Below are 17486 nucleotides of genomic sequence, written 5' to 3'. Positions count from 1 at the left end.
ACGGCCCAACGCCGCGGTCTTGGACAGGATCGACAGCACCGTCACCGCCGGCAGCCGGGACAACTGGTCCAACCCGATCGACTCGACCGCGACCGCCAACGCGGCGATCACCCCATCCAGCACACCCTCAACCCCCGGCACCTCTACACCCAGCACCTCCACACCGGGCACCTGACGGGCCGGGGAAGAAGCGCTGGTGGAGGTTTTCATGACTCAAGTACACACCCGACCACTGACAGTGACCCACCCGCAACCAGCCTCACCGGGAGGCTGTGGATAACTGGTCTGACCGGGAACTTCATACCCCCAGTACACACCCAACCACCGACATCCGACGTCCGCCCGAGGATACTCAGGCTTCTCAGGCGTCAGCCAATCAGGTAGATCAAGCCGCGGCCTGTTCGTGCCATTTCACCCGTGAAAGAGGTTGCGTCCTGAAGGTATTGGAGGACGTGTCGGACATCACCCTCGATGTCTCGCCTTCCGAATTGCGAGCCATTCTCTTGAAGTGATCTTCGAACGTCTCCCTCGTTTACCGTTTGTAGATCTATGGCAATTCGGGATACTTCGTCAGGAGCGAGCACCCTGACGAAGGAGTACCACCCCATCGCATGCTCTCGAACCTGTCCTCTGACCAGTTCAGCTGCGGGACTACCGGTTTCGCCTGGCACAGCACCGAGTAGTCGCTGCAGCTCCCACCAGCTCTTGTCGAGGTAGAGCATCTCCGGTCTCCCTGCTTCGGGCCCCCACGCGTCCATAAGCGGGTCGTCACTCAGGAAGTCCCATGGGGTGTGCCTGGCATGCTCGATGAGCTCTGGATCGACTGGATAGGCGTAGTAGCGGATTCCCATGAAAGACGAGAGTGGCACTAGTCGCCGTGCGGTGACGACCGATCCGCCGATCGACGAAAAACGCAGACGAACGAAAGGCTGTGGGGGACTCGGCTGGTGATCTTCAGCCGAGAACCCTATCGAGAAACTCCGCCACGGATGCTGTCACGAGCGTCGCGACATCCTTCGCCGTAAGGGGCGACGACGCGAGAACCTTCATACTGTGATCCGCGCCGGCGACAGGGACCACCCGGATCGACGAGTTTGGCTCCAGTGCAACCGAGATATCGGCGGCGCTACCAAACGTGTCACGATCACCCTGAAGGACGAGAGCGGGAACGGGCGGAAGCAGGAGCTCTGGAAGCCGCGACGACTCCGGCTTGCCGGGCGGGTGCAGCGGGAATGCGAGGCACACGACAGCGGAAGCGCCGAGGTCCTCCGCCGTTCGGCAGGCGACCCGTGCTCCGGCACTCCTGCCACCGACGACAACGGGCAGCCCTGCGGCAAGTTCAGCTATCGCCGTGGCGGTTTCACGCCACGCGACGTCGAGAGTCGCCGGCCGCGGCGCAATCTTCTTACCGGCGACGCGCCACGGCTGTTCGTAGCGCGCAACGGTGTATCCCCGCTGCGGCAGATGGGCAGCGAGGGCCACCAGGTCGACAGCACCGATGCCGCCACCGGCGCCATGCCCCAGCCACACCACAGCACGAGGGTCGCTCGCAGCGCTTACGGTGAGCCGGCCCGGGCCGAGGCTTGTCGGCACGTCGATGATCATGGCTCCGAGGTTACTCGCGACACGAGTCGTCGGCAGGGCAGCACGACGACGAGATCCTATGCCTCGACGCTGTGCTTCGCGTCGTCACGCTCGGCACGCCACGCGCGCCAGGCCTTCCACGCGCCCGTCGACCACAGCGCCCACAACACGAGCAGCGGCTGGAAAAGCAAGCGGATGCCACGGCTCAGGTCGTCGTTCAGGCCGAATGAGTCGGTGCCGGTGGTGAACTGGGAGATGTTCCCGGGGAAGATTGCGACGAAGAATGCGGCGACCACCCAGCCGACCCACGGCCGCCAGCGCCACAGAACGAGGAGGGACAGTCCGAGGACAATTTCGACGACCCCGGATGCAACAACGACGAAGTCGACATCGATCGGGAGCCACGTGGGAACCTGAGCCTGGAACGCGTCCCGGGCAACCGTGAGGTGCCCGATCCCGGCGACGAGCAGGAAGAGGCCGAGCAGGACTTGGGCAATGATGGCGGCGACGGAGGTGCGTCGAGCAGGTCGGGCGTTCTCCGGAGAAGTCATGCCCGCCAGCCTAGGGCTGGCGCAGCCGACTGCTGGGCGTGAACACGCAGACGCTGGCCCTTTTCACAGCGAGGCTGCGGGTCCGTGCGTTGTCAGCGGGACTGTCGTCGCTTGCCCGGCCGCGGCTGACCTTTCACGGCAGGAGCGCGGCCCTTTCCCTTTGACGCTTTCGCCTTGCCGCCGGCCGGTTGGGGACGATTCTGCACCGAGGCGGCTGTCGCATCCGCCTTCTTCTGTTCCGCTGCGAGGAGTTCGCGCCCGGCCTGGGTGAGCGTGGTTGTCGACGCGTTCATGTCGAACAGCGGAGTGCCGAGCTCGTTCTCCAGTTCACGAACGGAGGCGATAACCGACGAGCGCGGGATGTTGAGGTACTTGGCAGCGCGTGCGAAGTGCAGCTCTTCGGCAGCGACCACGAAGCGTCGCAGTGCGATGGTGTCCATGACCGGCCTTTCGTCGGCCGCGAGAAAGCAGCTCAGGGTTCAGGGTACGCGGTCGGGAGGCTGTGGGCCCCATCGAGAGAACGCCGTGGCACTCGGGAACACGCGGAGCTCCCTCTTGCCATCGACGCCGCGGTAGCCCACGATGGGGTCCTTGTGACTTCCACCCATGTTTCTGCGATCACCGGCGTCTGGGCCTGGGGCAACTCGGTCGACCCCGCCGTCGACGAGCGCGGGCGTGGACAGGCAGACCTCGCCCCCGCCGCGATCGCGCGGGTCGCCCGCACCCGCGGGCTTCAGCGCGTCTTCCTCAACGCGCCGTGGGCCACCAATGTCGGGCCGATGGCCGTCTGGTTCTCGGATGCCGTCTCAACGTTGGCCGAGGCAGGCGTCGCCGTCTCCGTCCTCGGTGGCGACGCAGGCTGGTTCGATCAACCTCACCTCGCCGCAACCTGGCTCACCGCCGCGCGGGCGACTTCGGAGGTCGATTCCGTCCAGCTCGACGTCGAACCCTGGGCTGGCCGGCCGGAACCCATCGACCCGGTGCTGCTCGCCGAGGGGTACCTCCGGCTCATCGAAGCGGTACGAGACGCCGCTGGCTCGCTCCCGATCGGTGCAGACCTGCCCTGGTGGCTCGCCCGCACGTCGTACGGCGGTGGAACGGTCTTCGACGCGCTCGTTGCTGAACTCGACTCGGTCGCGATCATCGCCTTCTCGGATACCGCCGATGGCTCGGCGGGAATTCTGGAACTGGCCGGTCCAGCGATTCGTGCGGCCGCGGCATCCGGTACCCCGTTCACGATCGGAGTCGAAACGGACACCCCCGAGGTAGCCGGCGGAGCCCAGTACACGTTCTTCGATGAGGGCAGCGCGGTACTCGAGGCCGAGGCCGCGAAGGTGCGCGCGGCGCTCGAGGGAACACCGGGGTATCAGGGTGTGACCGTCGAGCATCTGCTCGCGTGGAACACACTGCGACCCTGACCCCGGTGCAGGTGCATTCCGGAAGGGGAGCGGTTCAGCCGAAGGTCCCGACAGCGGTGACGGATGCCGCGACCGCGTCGATCACGGATGCCACCCCCTCACCGGTCAGGTCGCTGCCGAAAGTGAATCGCACGGCGGTCTGGGCGATCTCGGCGGGCATGCCGAGGGCCGTCAGGACGTGGGACGCCTCGTCGCTTCCTGCGGCGCAGGCCGAGCCGCTCGATGACACGACACCGCGCCGTTCCAGCTCGAGCAGTACCGCCTCACCGCTCGTGCCCGGAAAACAGAACGAGGCCGAGTTCGGAAGCCGGGACGTCGCTGAACCGGTCAGCACGGCACCGGGAACGCGATCGAGAACGCCGGCGATGAGCTCATCGCGACGATCGGAGACGCGCCGAGCGGCATCCGCCCTCTCGCTTTCGGCGAGCTCGAGAGCTGTCGCCAGGCCGACCGCCGCCGCTACGTTCTCGGTTCCCGAGCGGCGTCCGCGTTCCTGCCCGCCGCCGTGCACAAGCGGTTCCACGGGGATGCGCCCTCGCAGCCAAGCCAGCCCGATGCCCTTCGGCGCGCCGATCTTGTGCCCGGCGAGCGAGAGGGCGTCGACGCTGAGACGAGCGACACGAAGGTCGAGCCACCCCGCAGCCTGCACGGCATCGGTGTGGAACGGTATTTTGTGGGCGGAGGTCACCGAGCCGAGGGCGGCCAGGTTCTGCACCGTGCCGATCTCGTTGTTGGCGTACATGAGCGTGACGAGAGCGGTATCCGGGCGCAGCACGGAATCGAGAGCGTCTGCTGTCACGATGCCGTCGGGGTCGAGCGGAACGAAACTGACCTCGAAGCCGTGAAGACGCCGGAGGTAGTCGACCGACTCCAGCACGGCCTCGTGTTCGGTTGCCGCGGTCACGATGTGCCTGCCGCGCCTCGATGCGAGCGCGATGCCTTTGACGGCAAGGTTGTCTGCCTCGGTGCCTCCCGACGTGAACACGACGTCGCTCGCGCGCACGCCGAGGACGGCGGCAATACGCGCACGGGCGTCGGCGAGGGCATCGGCGGCACGCTCGCCGAGGGTGTGTGAACTCGACGGGTTGCCGAACTCGGCGGTGAGGTACGGCCACATCGCCTCGAGCACCTCGCGCCGCACGGGCGTGGTCGCGGCCGAGTCGAGGTACAACACGTCAGTGGCCCAGGTGCTCGATCGACACGTCGAGTCCGAGGTCGAGCGAGCGGACGCTGTGGGTCAGTGCACCCGACGAGATGACGTCGACACCGGTTTCGGCGATGGCCCCGACGGTGTCGAGCGTCACAGTGCCGCTGGCTTCGATGATCGCCCGGCCGGCGACGAGCTCGACGCCGGCGCGGAGGTCGGCGAGGCTGAAGTTGTCGAGCATGATCGTGTCGACGCCGGCGGCGAGTACCGCTTCGACCTGGTCGAGCCGGTCGACCTCGACCTCCAGGTGGGTGGTGTGCGACAACTGTGCCCGCACGCCGAGGAGCGCTTCGGTGACCGACAGTCCGCCCGCGGTGAGCACGGCGAGGTGGTTGTCCTTCGCCATGACGGCATCCGACAACGAGAACCGGTGGTTGAAACCGCCACCGCAGCGGACGGCGTGCCGTTCGAACGCGCGGAGCAGCGGGGTCGTCTTGCGGGTGTCGACGATGCGGGCACGGGTGCCGGCCAGGGCGGCGACGTATCGCGCGGTCTGGGTCGCGATTCCCGACATCCGCTGGGTGAAATTCAATCCGATCCGTTCCGCCTGCAGGATGCCGCGGGCCGGTCCCGTGACCGTGGCGAGGGTGTCTCCGCGGCTGAAGGGCTCGCCGTCGGCGACGTGAAGATCCACCGTGATCGCGGGGTCGGTCAGGCGGAACGCGGTGGCGAACACCTCACCTCCGCTGAAGACGCCGTCCTCGCGAGCGGTGAGCTCCGCGGTCGCGGTGGCCTTCGCCGGGATCAGGGTTTCGCTCGTGAGGTCGCCCCATGGCGCATCCTCCTCGAGGGCTGCTCCGACGACGCGGTCGATGTGTGATGTCGTCAGCATGCGGCGGCGACCTCTCGGGTAGCGGCGACTGGCGCCTGGGCGGGGGAGTCGGAGCGGGCATGGGCTCCGACGGATTCGGTGCGGGCGAGCGCAGAGGAAACGAGCTCCCTGCCGAGCGCGAGCAGGTTTCTGTCCTCGAGGTCGCGGATGCTCCCCGTCGGCACGGGAGCGGCCGACCAGGCGTCGAGGATGCCGGCAGCGGCGGTCAGTCCGGCGTCGTCGCGGAGCAGGCCGGCGGCATCCCACATCACCCGCTGGAGGGCGTCGCGGGAGAAGGACGGGGCATCCAACGCCGGTGTGCGCTCGGGCGCCGGCGTGAGCGGGGGTGGAGCCACGGGCCAGGACGCCGGGTTGTCGGTGTCGAGCGCGGCGGCGGCGCGAGCACCGAACACCGCCCCTTCGAGGAGCGAATTGGAGGCGAGGCGGTTGGCGCCGTGAACCCCGGTGCGGGCGACCTCGCCGACGGCGTACAGGCCGGGAACCGTTGTGCGCCCGTCGAGGTCGGTGACGACGCCACCCATCCAGTAGTGCGCCGCCGGGCTCACCGGTACGGGCTCTCGCGACCAGTCGATTCCGGATGCCCGCACCGCGCGGTCGATGACCGGGAATCTGTGTGCCAGGAATTCGGCGCCGAGCGCGGTGGCGTCAAGCACGACAGGCAGGCCGCCCTGCGCGGCCATCTCGGCGGCGATTCCCCGGGCGACCACGTCGCGCGGGGCGAGCTCGGCGGCCGGGTGCAGTGCGGGGAGGAAGCGCTCGCCGATGGCGTTGCGGAGCACAGCGCCCTCGCCGCGAACCGCTTCGGAGACCAGGAAGTGGTCGCCCGTCGTGAGCGCCGTCGGGTGGAACTGGTAGAACTCGAGGTCGGCAAGGAGCGCGCCGGCGCGGAGCGCAGCCGCTGCGCCGTCACCGGTCGCCACCGACGGGTTCGTCGTGAACGGATACAGCTGGCCAGCGCCTCCGGTGGCGAGCAGAACGGCATCCGCCCGTTCGTCCCGCTCCATTCCGTCGGCGTCGCGGAGCGCGACACCGCTCACGGTGCCGTTCGTGAGGAGGAGGTCCACGAGGAAGGTGTTCTCGGCGATCCGCACACCGCTATTCAGGACGCGGGCGACGAGCGCCTGTTCAATTCTCGCGCCGGTCGCGTCTCCTCCGGCGTGCAGCACCCGGGGGTACGAGTGCGCGGCTTCACGGCCGCGAGCGAACTCGCCGTCCGTCCGGTCGAACTCGACGCCGAGCGCGATGAGCTGCCGGATTCGCGCGGGGCCCTCGGAGCAGAGAACGCGCACCGCCGCCTCATCGCACAGGCCGGCTCCGGCGGAGAGGGTGTCCGCGATGTGTGCCTCGACACTGTCGTCGTCGAACATCACCCCGGCGATCCCGCCCTGCGCGTACCGGGTGTTGCTCTGGCCCAGGGAGGACTTGGTGACGAGCAGCACGTCGTGCCGTTGTGAGGCGTGGAGCGCAGCGGTCAGGCCCGCGATTCCGCTGCCGACGACGATCACGCGTGTCATGTCAGGCACCCGCTGCAATCGGGGGCCTCGCGGCAAGCATCCGCTCGAGCGCGATCCGAGCCGGGAGGGCGACGTCGTCGGAGACGGTGATCTGGTTGAGCACCTGCCCCTCGAGGAGTCCGTCGAGCACCCACGCCAGGTAGCCAGGGTGGATGCGGTACATCGTCGAGCACGGGCAGATCACGGGGTCGAGGCAGAAGATCGTGTGCTCGGGGTGTTCGGCCGCGAGCCGCTGCACGAGGTTGATCTCGGTGCCGATCGCGAAGGTGGACCCGGCGGGCGCCGCCTCGATCGCCTTGCGGATGTAGTCGGTCGAGCCCGCTTCGTCGGCAGCGTCGACGACGGGCATCGGGCACTCGGGGTGGACGATCACCCGGACGCTCGGGTATTCCGCGCGCGCCTTCGCGATCTGGTCGATCGTGAAACGCTTGTGCACCGAGCAGAACCCGTGCCAGAGGATCACTCGGGAGTCGTCGAGCGCCGTGGCGTCGTTGCCGCCAAGAGGCTTGTTCGGATTCCACATCGGCATCTGCTCGAGCGGCACGCCCATTGCCTTGGCGGTGTTGCGTCCGAGGTGCTGGTCCGGGAAGAAGAGCACGCGCTGCCCGCGTTCGAACGCCCACTCCAGAACGGTCTGCGCGTTCGACGACGTGCAGACGATGCCGCCGTTGCGGCCACAGAATCCCTTGAGAGCGGCCGAGGAATTCATGTAGGTGACCGGGATGACGGGAACCCGGCCCGAGGCGTCCGGCTCGGTGCCGTACAGCTCGGTCAGCTGTTCCCAGCATTCTTCGACCTGGTCGATGTTCGCCATGTCGGCCATCGAACATCCGGCGGCAAGGTTGGGCAGAATGACAGACTGCTCGGCGGTGGAGAGGAGGTCAGCGGTCTCTGCCATGAAGTGCACGCCACAGAAGACGATCGCTTCGGCATCGGTGCGCTCGCGCGCTGCGGTGGCGAGCTGGAACGAGTCACCCACGTAGTCGGCGTATGCGAGCACTTCGTCCCGCTGGTAGAAGTGCCCGAGGATGACGAGCCGGTCGCCGAGAGCAGCCTTGGCGGCACGGATGCGACGGTCGAGCTCCTCCGCGCTGGCGTCGCGGTAGAAGGCGGGGAGGGCACCCTGGCAGGGCGAGCCCGTCGGCAGGACGTCGCCCATCGACGAGCCGGGGCCATAGCTCGGTGGCTGCAGGTCGAAGACCCACGGTTTTTCGACGAGGGCTGGACTGCAGGATGCTCCCTGCTCGGTTCCGGCGGAAATCCGCGTGAGTGTCGTATCGACGGAGGCGGTGAGGGTCATGTTGTTCCTTGGGCGGGAGCGGCGGGCCAGGCGAGGGGACCTGAGGTTCCATCGGCGGCGTCGCGGTTGTATCGGTAGAGGCGGGCGGGGCGGTGTCGCCCGCCGGTCTGGACGTCTCCTGTGGGGACGACCTGGCCGGAGCCCTCGATCTGACGCCGGAAGTTGGCCGGGTCCAGAGATTTCTGCAGCACGGCCTCGTGGACCTCGCGCAGTTCGGACAGGGTGAAGGTCTCGCCGAGAAAGGCGTGCGCGATGTGGCTGTACTCGAGCTTGTTTCGCAGGCGCCAGAGGGCGTAGTCGACGATGAGGTTGTGGTCGAAAGCGAGTCCGGGGATGGAATCGGCCTCGAACCAGCGCACGTTCTCGGTTTCAACGGCGACGGCCGCTTCGTCGGAGCGCACGAGCGCCCAGTAGACGATGGAGACGACGCGTTCGCCGGGGGAGCGGTCGGTGTTTCCGAAGGCGTAGAGCTGTTCGAGGTACTGGGGGGCGAGGAGTGTCGTCTCTGCCAGCGTGCGCGCTGCGGATTCGGCGAGATCCTCATCCGGTTCGAGAGGGCCGCCGGGAAGTGCCCACCGGCCACCGAACGGGTCGCGGATGCGGCGGACGAGCGGAAGCCACACGGTCATGCGCCCGGTGTCCTCGTGCGGACGCAGGGCGAAGATGACCGTGGAGACGGCGACCTGGACGGCGGCAGCGTGTGCGGTCATGGCATCCGTCCGTTTCCCTCTAGTTAAAGTCACCGTGACCCTAACTGGACTCCATTTTAGTGTCATCCTGACTCGAACTGGAAGAGAAAGTTTTCAGGGGAGTACCGGATGTCACGGTAGGCTGGGCACAAATCGAATATCGGGCCGCACACGCGATGCGGGAGAGCCGGGTTAGCCCCGGCACCGAAGGAGCAAGCCTCCCTGCCAATCTCTCAGGTCTATGTACCGCATCGAACTGGCCACTCTGGAAAGTGAACCGAACCTGGTTCCGCCGACGGTGAAAGCCGCCCTTCTCAATCGGGCGCGTGAAACTCTCAGGCTCATGACAGAGGGGGAGTTCCCAAGGCACCTCGCGTGCCGCAGCCGCATCTGCGACCGTCGCCCCGGCGACACCTGGAGAACTCGTGTCAGATCCCGTCCCCGAACGCACCAGCCCGCTTGTCGACGTCCACACCCAACTCGGTGCGAGCTTCACCGATTTCGCCGGGTGGCAGATGCCGGTCAGGTACACCAGCGACCTCGCTGAACACGCCGCCGTTCGCACGGCTGCCGGCCTGTTCGACCTGTCCCACATGGCCGAGATCCTCGTCTACGGTCGTGATGCCGCAGCCTTCCTCGATGCTGCCCTCGCCGGCAAGCTCTCGGCAATCGAGCTGATGCAGGCGAAGTACAGTCTCATTCTCACCGAGAGCGGCGGCATCCTCGACGATGTCGTCGTTTATCGCCTTGGCGACACGACGTTCCTCGTCGTCGCCAACGCGGGCAACCGCGAAGCGGCATTCACCGCCCTCCGCGATCGCTCCAGCGGGTTCGAGGTCACCGTCGACGATCAGAGCGACGACTACGCCCTTCTCGCGGTGCAGGGACCGAACTCCCGCGCGATCCTCGAAGCGACTGCCGGCATCACCGAACTCGCGCTTCCTCTCGACGGACTCAGGTATTACCGCGCCACCGACGCGTTCTTCGAGGGCGTCCCCCTCCTCATCGCCCGCACCGGCTACACCGGCGAGGACGGCTTCGAGCTGTACTTGCGCACCACCTCGGCCGTGTCCCTCTGGCGTGCGCTCGAGAAGGCAGGGGAGGACCACGGACTTGTCCCCGCGGGTCTCGCGAGCCGCGACACTCTGCGGCTCGAAGCAGGGATGCCGCTTTACGGCCACGAACTCGACCTCGAGACCCAGCCGGCCCAGGCCGGACTCGGCCGCGTCGTCGCGCTCACCAAGCACAACGACTTTCCCGGTCGCGCGGCCGTCGAAGCCGGTCCTGCCGAGAACGCTCGCGTGCTCGTCGGACTGGCGTCCGAGGGCCGCCGAGCGGGCCGGGCCGGATACTCCGTTCTCTCCGGAGACACCGTCGTCGGAACCGTGACGAGCGGCGCTCTGTCTCCGACGCTCGGGCATCCGATCATGATGGGCTTCGTCGACCCGACCCTGACCGAACCCGGCACCGAACTGGCGGTGGACGTGCGCGGCACGGCCATCCCGGCGACCGTCACCCCTCTCCCGTTCTACAGAAGAAAGAAGTAAGCCATGACCGACAAGACCGCGCTCAAGTACACCCCCGAGCACGAATGGCTCGACATTGACGGCAACTCGGCGACCGTGGGCATCACCGCGTTCGCCGCTGAGAAGCTCGGCGACGTCGTCTTCGTCGAGCTCCCCGGAGAGGGCACCGCGATCACCGCAGGTACCGTCGTCGGCGAGATCGAATCAACCAAGTCGGTGGGCGAACTCTTCGCCCCCGTCGACGGCACCGTCACCGCGAGCAACTCGGCCGTCGTCGACGACCCGTCGCTCGTCAACAGCGACCCACTCGGCGAGGGCTGGCTTGTCAAGGTGTCGTTCGATGCAGCGCCCGACGGCCTGCTCAGCTGGGACGAGTACTCCGCGCTGGTCGGCGAGTAATGGCTGACCTGTTCTCCGAACGCCACATCGGAACGGATGCCGCCGCGCAAGCGAGCATGCTGGCATCCGTCGGTTACGACAGCGTCGACGCCCTCGTCGAGGCAGCTGTTCCGGAATCGATCCATGTCGCCGACCTCGTCGACTCGGTCATCCCCGCCGCGGCATCGGAGCGTGAGGCGCTCGCCGAACTCCGCGAGCTCGCCGGCAGGAACACCGTGCGGACCTCGATGATCGGACTCGGTTACTACGGCACGATCACTCCCGCTGTCATCAAGCGGAATGTGCTCGAGAACCCGTCCTGGTACACCGCATACACGCCGTACCAGCCCGAGATCTCGCAGGGTCGTCTCGAGGCGCTTCTCAACTTCCAGACCATGGTCACCGACCTCACCGGTCTCGACACGGCCAACGCGTCGATGCTCGATGAGGGCACCGCCGTCGTCGAGGGAATGCTCCTCGCCCGCCGCGCGTCCAAGCTCACCAGCAACGTGTTCGTCGTCGACGCCGACGCTTTCCCGCAGACAAAGGCGCTGCTCTCGAGCCGTGCCGAAGCGGTGGGCATCGAGCTCGCCGAGGTCGACTTCGCTGCGGGCGCACCGCTGCCGGAGGAGTCGTTCGGTGTCTTCGTGCAGTACCCGGGGGCATCCGGCCGGGTCTGGAACCCGGCATCCGTTCTCACAACGGTGAAGGACGCCGGCGGTCTCGCCGTCGTCGCCGCCGACCTGCTCGCGCTCGCGTTGATCACCTCGCCCGGTGAGCTCGGTGCCGACATCGCGGTCGGTACGACGCAGCGCTTCGGGGTTCCGATGGGCTTCGGCGGTCCGCACGCCGGCTACATGGCCGTGCGGAAGGGGCTGGAACGGCAGCTGCCTGGTCGCCTCGTCGGAGTGAGTCAGGATGCCGCCGGGCACCCCGCGTACCGGCTCACGCTGCAGACGCGCGAACAGCACATCCGCCGGGAGAAGGCGACGTCGAACATCTGTACTGCGCAGGTCCTCCTCGCCGTGATGGCGTCGATGTACGCCGTGTACCACGGGCCGCGCGGCATCCGCAGGATCGCGACCGAGGTCGCCGGCAATGCCGCACTCCTCGCGCGCTTCCTCAGCGAGGACGGCCAGAGCCTCGTGCACGATTCATACTTCGACACACTCCAGGTCCGCGTGCCGGGTAACGCCGGCACGATCGTCGCCCGCGCGGCCGATGCCGGAATCAACCTCTGGCTCGTCGACGACGACACCGTGTCGGTCTCGGTCGACGAGACGACCACTCTCAGCGAAATCGGCGCTGTCGCGCACGCATTCGGTGGGCCGGAATCCCGTGATTTCGCGTTCGTTGGCGGCGGCATCCGAAACCTCCCGGGCGAACTCGTCCGGACGAGCGAGTACCTGACCCACCCGGTGTTCAACACGCACCACTCCGAGACCGCCATGATGCGCTACCTCAAGCAGCTCGCCGACCGCGATTACGCGCTCGACCGCGGCATGATCCCGCTCGGATCGTGCACGATGAAGCTCAACGCGGCGACCGAGATGGAAGCCATCACCTGGCCCGAGTTCGCCGCGCTTCACCCGTATGCTCCCGAGGCAGACGTCAGCGGTTACCTCGGTCTCATCGACCAGCTCGAGAGCTGGCTCGCCGAGGTGACGGGGTACGACTCCGTGTCCCTGCAGCCGAACGCCGGCAGCCAGGGCGAACTCGCCGGGCTGCTTGCGATCCGTGGGTACCACCGGGCGAACGGCGATGCCGACCGCACCGTCTGCCTCATTCCGTCAAGTGCACACGGCACCAACGCGGCATCCGCTGTTCTCGCCGGGATGAAGGTCGTCGTCGTAGCCTGCGACGAACTCGGAAACGTCGACCTCGACGATCTCCGGGCGAAGATCGCGCAGCACGCCGAGACACTCGCCGCACTCATGATCACATACCCGTCGACGCACGGCGTCTATGAGCACGAGGTGACCGCGATCACCGAGGCTGTGCACGAGGCGGGCGGTCAGGTCTACGTCGATGGCGCCAACCTCAACGCGCTGCTCGGATACGCGCGGTTCGGCGACTTCGGTGGCGATGTGTCGCACCTCAACCTGCACAAGACGTTCTGCATCCCGCACGGTGGAGGCGGCCCCGGCGTCGGCCCCGTCGCCGCGAAGGCACACCTCGCACCGTTCCTGCCCGGGCACCCGCTCGCGCAGCGCGACGAGCACGGCGAATTCACCCACGCGGGCGGACCGGTTTCGGCCGCGCCATACGGCAGCCCAAGCATCCTTCCCATCTCGTGGGCGTATGTCCGCATGATGGGCGCAGAGGGGCTCAAGCAGGCCACCGGAGCCGCGGTTCTCGCCGCGAACTACATCGCCGTGCGACTGCGCGACTCCTTCCCGGTGCTCTACACCGGCGACAACGGACTGGTTGCGCACGAGTGCATCCTCGATCTGCGTCCCCTTCGGGAGGCAACGGGAGTGACCGTCGACGACGTCGCCAAGCGGCTCATCGACTACGGATTCCACGCGCCGACGATGTCGTTCCCGGTGGCGGGCACTCTCATGGTCGAGCCGACCGAGAGCGAAAACCTTGCCGAGATCGACCGGTTCATCGACGCGATGATCGCGATCAAGGCAGAAGCGGATGCCGTCGGTTCAGGAACCTGGCCGGCGAACGACAATCCGCTGGTGCACGCTCCGCACACCGCCCAGTCGGTCATCGCAGGGGAGTGGGATCACGCCTACACCCGTGAAGACGCGGTGTATCCGGTGAAATCGCTGGTTCGCACGAAGTACTGGCCGCCGGTGCGTCGCGTCGACAACGCGTTCGGTGACCGCAACCTGGTCTGCGCGTGCCCGCCGCCGGAGGCTTTCGAGAGTTAGACGTGCGGAGCGCAGGAGTGTTTGTTCCTCAGCTCAAACAATGAGTGGGTCGACGGTCCTCCGGCCGCGGGCGGCCTCCGAACCATCGACCCACTCATAACTCGACACCCCGCAAAATTCCAGCGCTCGGCGGGGTGAATCCCTAGTTGTTGCTCAACTGCATCGGAGTCCAGCCTCCCGTGCCGATGGTCTGCCGTGCCCCGAACTTTCCGCCGGCGATCGGGTAGTAGTACAGACGACCGGCCGAATCCTTCGCGATGAGGCCCGTCGATCCTGTACCGGCAAAGCCCGTCAGGACGACGGAGGTGTAACCCGCCCAGCCCGATCCGATCTGCGTGCGGGTCTCGGAGATGAATCTTCCGACACCGTTCGTGCGGTACAGCAGAATGGTGCCGCGAGCGGTGGTCGCGAGCACGTCTTGCTTGCCGTCGGCGTCGAAATCGGCGATCTTGACGTCGAGCGCACCCCAACCGGTCCCGATCGCCGTGCGTGCGGAGAGCGTTGTGCCCCTGCTGTTGGGGTAGAGCCAGAGCTTGCCAGCGGCATCCTTCATGATCACGGAAGGGTACTTGTCTCCCGTTGACCACAGGGCCATGTCGACGTCCACCGATGCCCATCCGCTTGACCCGATGAGAAAGCGGCTGCCGAACCCTCCGGTGGACTTCCCCGGATAGACGTGCATGGCGCCGCTTTTCCACTGGACCACGAGGTCCTGGGTGCCGTCGGCGTTCCAGTCGTTGACGTGGAGTTCCTTGACTCCGGTCCAGCCGCTGCCGATGAGTGTGCGTGCGGTGACGTTGATCTGGCCCTGTTTGCCGTAGTTCCAGAGGCGACCGGAGCCGTCGGCAACGATCACGTCACCGGCGGTCCGAATCGACGGACGCGACGAGTCGGCCGGGGGAGCGGGAGGAACGGGTATCGAGGAGGCCGGGTAGGTGGCGAAGTTCTGCGTGTAATAGAGGCTGCCATTGCTCGCGGCGGCGACTCCGATGCCCAGAACGTTCGCGGATGCCTGGGTGATGTTCCGGTAATGGCCCGGAGAGTTCTTCCATCCGGTGACAACCGCCGTGACCGAATAGCCGTAAGCGACGTTCTCACTCGCGGTCGACCATCCGGACGGATACTGCGCCGAGTACGACGGGTTGTGCGACATCGTCCTGGAGCTTGCCTGCTTGGCTGACCAGCTCTGTGCGACGGTGTTCAGGGCGGCGCTAGCGGCGACCGGTTTGAGACCGACGCTTTTTCGAATGGCGTTGGTCTCGTCGAGGATGATCTTCCTCGCCTGGCTCAGTGTGTAGCCGCCGACGACGGGCTCGGCCGCTTGCGCGGCAACCGGTCCGGCCACCAGAGCGGATGCCAGGAGTGCGCTGGCGAGAGCGGCGACCATGAACCGGTGGCGCTTTCCGGGTGTGGTGAGTGTGCTCACAGTGTTCCCCTCAGAACAGGCGTCCCGAGACGCCACATGAAAAAGCGACTCTACACACACCTCGATGCCCAGGGACCGCCCCCGGCGACGCAGCCGACCCGCAACCACCGAGATGGTTGCGGGTCGCCGTCTTGTATTCGAGATTGCCTTGGTTAGGGCTGCCGCCTTTCGCAAGGCTTCGCCTCGCGGAGCTGAGGAGAAAACACCTCCCCGCCCGCCACACGAACTAGTGCGAAGAAGCCTTCTCCGCACCGTGGCCGGTGAGCGAGCGCACCTCCATTTCGGCCGCGATCTGCGGGTCCTCCTTGACCGACGACGTGACAGTTCCGAGCCAGCCGAGGAAGAAGCCGAGAGGAATCGACACGATGCCGGGGTTGCTGAGCGGGAACCACGAGAAGTCGACGTTCGAGAACATCGACGTCTCTGCCCCGGAGATGACCGGCGAGAAGATGATCAGCAGCAGTGCCGAGCCGAGACCGCCGTACATGCTCCAGAGCGCACCACGGGTGGTGAACTTGCGCCAGAACAGGGAGTACAGGATCGTCGGCAGGTTGGCGCTCGCCGCGATGGCGAATGCGAGGGCGACGAGGAACGCGATGTTCTGCCCCTGCACGCCGATTCCGCCGACGATCGCGAGGACGCCGATCACGACGACGGTGATGCGGGCGACCTTCACCTCGCCGTTCGGCGGTACCGCTCCCTTCTTGATGACGTTCGCGTAGACGTCGTGCGCGAATGACGTCGCCGCCGTGATGGTGAGGCCGGCGACAACCGCGAGGATGGTCGCGAACGCCACGGCCGAGATCACAGCGAGGAGGATGGAACCGCCGAGCTCGAAGGCGAGCAGTGGTGCTGCCGAGTTCACGCCGCCCGGTGCGGCGAGGATGGCGTCCTTGCCGACGAGGTACGCGGCGCCATAGCCGAGGACCAGCGTGAACAGGTAGAACAGACCGATCAACCAGATCGCCCAGACGACACTGCGACGGGCTTCCTTCGCGGTCGGCACGGTGTAGAACCGCATGAGTACGTGCGGCAGGCCGGCGGTTCCCAGAACGAGAGCGAGGGCGAGCGAGACGAAGTCGAGCCTCGACAGCCCGGTCAGTCCGTACTGGGCGCCCGGGTTCAGGATGCCTTCACCTGCGACGGAAGCCGCCTGGCCGAGGAGCGTGGAGAGGTTGAACCCGTTGAGGGCGAGAACCCAGACCGTCATGACGCCTGCGCCGGCGATGAGGAGGACGGCCTTGATGATCTGTACCCAGGTCGTGCCCTTCATTCCACCGATGAGGACGTAGAAGATCATGATGAATCCGACGACCGCGATGACCACGGACTGACCGAGCCGGTCGTTCACTCCAAGGAGCAGCGAGACGAGTCCACCGGCTCCTGCCATCTGAGCGAGCAGATAGAAGAAGCAGACGGCGAGCGTTGCGGTCGCCGCTGCGAGGCGAACCGGACGTTCCTTGAGGCGGAAGGAGAGAACATCCGCCATCGTGAATTTGCCGGTGTTGCGGAGCAGCTCGGCGACGAGCAGAAGCGCAACGAGCCAGGCGACGAGGAACCCGATGGAGTAGAGGAATCCGTCGTAGCCGTTGATGGCGATCGCGCCGCAGATACCGAGGAAGGATGCGGCGGACAGGTAGTCGCCCGCAATCGCCGTTCCGTTCTGGCCACCGCTGAACGAGCGTCCTGCGGCATAGAAATCATTTGCTGTCTTGTTGGTGCGCGAAACCCTCAGCACGATGATGAGGGTCACGACGACGAACGCCGCGAAGATGGAAATATTCAGGATGGGGTCGCCGACGTTCATGCGCGCTCAGCCTCCTCGAGTTCGTTGCGGAACTTCTCGGCAGCCGGGTCGAGCTTGCGGTTGGCGAAGGAGACGTACCAGGTGGTGATGGCGAAGGTTGTGACGAACTGGCTCAAACCGAGCAGCAGGCCGACGTTGATGTTTCCGAACACCTTGATCGACATGAAGTCGTGAGCGTAGTCCGCGAGGAAAACGTAGAGGAAGTACCAGAGCAGGAATGCGATGGCGAGGGGGAAGACGAAACTTCGATGCCTCCGTTTGTGTTCGATGAAGGCGGGGGATTCTTCGATTGCCACATAGTCGATGGCGGTGCTGGGAACGTTTGTCCCCGTGTCGTCGTGGGCCATGATCCTCCTGAGAGTTCGCGCAACG

At 66.5% G+C, this 17486-nt stretch carries 17 protein-coding genes and 2 riboswitches; of the genes, 4 read left to right on the top strand and 13 right to left on the bottom strand.

The annotated features are described in order from the left end of the window. From D9V29_RS14780 to D9V29_RS10080, 5 genes are all read right to left on the bottom strand, one after another. A partial coding sequence (locus D9V29_RS14780) for a hypothetical protein (RefSeq protein ID WP_147436258.1) occupies nucleotides 1-210 on the bottom strand: 210 nt, incomplete at its 3' end. A 158-nt stretch (nucleotides 211-368) separates the two neighbouring features. Continuing rightward, complete coding sequence (locus D9V29_RS10095) at nucleotides 369-851, bottom strand: DUF1877 family protein (RefSeq protein ID WP_147436257.1); 483 nt, start codon at nucleotides 849-851, stop codon at nucleotides 369-371. A gap of 103 nt (nucleotides 852-954) precedes the next feature. Beyond that, nucleotides 955-1605: an alpha/beta hydrolase family protein gene (locus D9V29_RS10090; RefSeq protein WP_121673186.1), complete on the bottom strand. Its 651-nt coding sequence runs from the start codon at nucleotides 1603-1605 to the stop codon at nucleotides 955-957. Nucleotides 1606-1661: 56 nt separating this feature from the next. Beyond that, the gene (locus D9V29_RS10085; RefSeq protein WP_121673185.1) at nucleotides 1662-2135 is read right to left on the bottom strand and encodes a DoxX family protein; all 474 of its coding nucleotides are present in this window, start codon (nucleotides 2133-2135) and stop codon (nucleotides 1662-1664) included. 92 nt (nucleotides 2136-2227) lie between these two features. Then, nucleotides 2228-2575: a LysR family transcriptional regulator gene (locus D9V29_RS10080; protein WP_121673184.1), complete on the bottom strand. Its 348-nt coding sequence runs from the start codon at nucleotides 2573-2575 to the stop codon at nucleotides 2228-2230. Between the two features lie 153 nt (nucleotides 2576-2728). On the opposite strand from D9V29_RS10080, the gene D9V29_RS10075 reads away from it, so the two are divergent. Next, a complete protein-coding gene (locus D9V29_RS10075; protein WP_121673183.1) occupies nucleotides 2729-3553 on the top strand; it encodes a hypothetical protein in 825 nt (274 codons plus the stop codon). 34 nt (nucleotides 3554-3587) lie between these two features. On the opposite strand, the gene D9V29_RS10070 is transcribed toward D9V29_RS10075, so the two are convergent. Genes D9V29_RS10070 through D9V29_RS10050 form a run of 5 tightly spaced genes read right to left on the bottom strand, consistent with a single transcriptional unit; the run spans nucleotide 3588 to nucleotide 9116 of the window. Further along, nucleotides 3588-4727, bottom strand: a complete 1140-nt coding sequence (locus tag D9V29_RS10070) for a cysteine desulfurase family protein (protein ID WP_121673182.1) — start codon at nucleotides 4725-4727, stop codon at nucleotides 3588-3590. A gap of 1 nt (nucleotide 4728) precedes the next feature. Then, complete coding sequence (gene nadC, locus D9V29_RS10065; protein ID WP_121673181.1) at nucleotides 4729-5592, bottom strand: carboxylating nicotinate-nucleotide diphosphorylase; 864 nt, start codon at nucleotides 5590-5592, stop codon at nucleotides 4729-4731. Continuing rightward, nucleotides 5586-7106: an L-aspartate oxidase gene (nadB, locus tag D9V29_RS10060; protein ID WP_121673180.1), complete on the bottom strand. Its 1521-nt coding sequence runs from the start codon at nucleotides 7104-7106 to the stop codon at nucleotides 5586-5588. The genes nadC and nadB overlap by 7 nt, the downstream gene beginning before the upstream one ends. Nucleotide 7107: 1 nt before the next feature. Next, nucleotides 7108-8406 carry a quinolinate synthase NadA gene (gene nadA, locus D9V29_RS10055; RefSeq protein ID WP_121673179.1) on the bottom strand — a complete coding sequence of 433 codons (1299 nt, stop codon included), beginning with the start codon at nucleotides 8404-8406 and terminating at the stop codon, nucleotides 7108-7110. Continuing rightward, nucleotides 8403-9116, bottom strand: a complete 714-nt coding sequence (locus tag D9V29_RS10050; RefSeq protein ID WP_121673178.1) for an NUDIX hydrolase — start codon at nucleotides 9114-9116, stop codon at nucleotides 8403-8405. The genes nadA and D9V29_RS10050 overlap by 4 nt, the downstream gene beginning before the upstream one ends. Nucleotides 9117-9264: 148 nt before the next feature. Then, a riboswitch (glycine riboswitch) is annotated at nucleotides 9265-9354 on the top strand. 1 nt (nucleotide 9355) lies between these two features. Then, a riboswitch (glycine riboswitch) is annotated at nucleotides 9356-9452 on the top strand. A 68-nt stretch (nucleotides 9453-9520) separates the two neighbouring features. Between D9V29_RS10050 and gcvT the strand changes: the two genes are divergently transcribed. Genes gcvT through gcvP form a run of 3 tightly spaced genes read left to right on the top strand, consistent with a single transcriptional unit; the run spans nucleotide 9521 to nucleotide 13881 of the window. Beyond that, nucleotides 9521-10642 carry a glycine cleavage system aminomethyltransferase GcvT gene (gene gcvT / locus D9V29_RS10045; protein WP_121673177.1) on the top strand — a complete coding sequence of 374 codons (1122 nt, stop codon included), beginning with the start codon at nucleotides 9521-9523 and terminating at the stop codon, nucleotides 10640-10642. Between the two features lie 3 nt (nucleotides 10643-10645). After that, nucleotides 10646-11020 (top strand): glycine cleavage system protein GcvH, encoded by a 375-nt coding sequence (gene gcvH / locus D9V29_RS10040; protein ID WP_121673176.1) that lies wholly within the window; start codon nucleotides 10646-10648, stop codon nucleotides 11018-11020. Continuing rightward, a complete protein-coding gene (gene gcvP / locus D9V29_RS10035) occupies nucleotides 11020-13881 on the top strand; it encodes an aminomethyl-transferring glycine dehydrogenase (RefSeq protein ID WP_121673175.1) in 2862 nt (953 codons plus the stop codon). Before gcvH ends, gcvP begins: the two co-directional genes overlap by 1 nt. Before the next feature lie 142 nt (nucleotides 13882-14023). Here the strand turns inward: gcvP and D9V29_RS10030 are convergent, their stop codons facing one another. The 3 genes from D9V29_RS10030 to D9V29_RS10020 form a co-directional block, all read right to left on the bottom strand. Next, the gene (locus D9V29_RS10030; RefSeq protein WP_147436256.1) at nucleotides 14024-15307 is read right to left on the bottom strand and encodes a CAP domain-containing protein; all 1284 of its coding nucleotides are present in this window, start codon (nucleotides 15305-15307) and stop codon (nucleotides 14024-14026) included. Between the two features lie 226 nt (nucleotides 15308-15533). After that, the gene (locus D9V29_RS10025) at nucleotides 15534-17114 is read right to left on the bottom strand and encodes a monocarboxylic acid transporter (RefSeq protein WP_121673173.1); all 1581 of its coding nucleotides are present in this window, start codon (nucleotides 17112-17114) and stop codon (nucleotides 15534-15536) included. Next, complete coding sequence (locus D9V29_RS10020) at nucleotides 17111-17461, bottom strand: DUF485 domain-containing protein (RefSeq protein WP_121673172.1); 351 nt, start codon at nucleotides 17459-17461, stop codon at nucleotides 17111-17113. Before D9V29_RS10020 ends, D9V29_RS10025 begins: the two co-directional genes overlap by 4 nt. Nucleotides 17462-17486 lie beyond the last annotated feature (25 nt).

Origin of the sequence: Mycetocola manganoxydans (assembly GCF_003667545.1) — a bacterium.
Taxonomy (GTDB): Bacteria; Actinomycetota; Actinomycetes; order Actinomycetales; family Microbacteriaceae; genus Mycetocola_A; species Mycetocola_A manganoxydans.
This window is presented reverse-complemented; position numbering and strand designations above follow the sequence as displayed.